Origin of the sequence: Corynebacterium sp. HMSC074A09, from assembly GCF_001811545.1 — a bacterium.
In the GTDB taxonomy this organism is placed as follows: domain Bacteria; phylum Actinomycetota; class Actinomycetes; order Mycobacteriales; family Mycobacteriaceae; genus Corynebacterium; species Corynebacterium hiratae.
In genome coordinates, this window is the sequence record NZ_KV805114.1 from 1 (window position 1) to 270 (window position 270).

Here is a 270-nt window from a genome sequence, read left to right on the forward strand (position 1 = left end):
TGAGTTTGAGCCTGGTTATGAGGATGGTTCTGGTAAGCCTGGTGAGGATGTAACTGTTCCTGCTCCGGAGTTTAAGGACAAGGACGGTAACCCGACCGAGGCTCCTGATGACACCACCTTTACCCCTGGTGACGATGCTCCGGAGGGTGTGAAGGTTGATGAGAACACTGGTGAGATCACCGTTCCGGTTCCGGAGGACGCTAAGCCTGGTGACAAGATCACTGTTCCGGTTGAGGTGACTTACCCGGATGGTTCTAAGGACAATGTTGA

1 protein-coding gene is annotated in these 270 nt (G+C 53.3%); it reads left to right on the top strand.

Annotated elements, in window-relative coordinates; translation table 11 throughout:
- Nucleotides 1-270 (top strand): YPDG domain-containing protein (locus HMPREF2807_RS01905; RefSeq protein ID WP_198531363.1); only part of this gene is annotated, 270 nt, incomplete at both ends.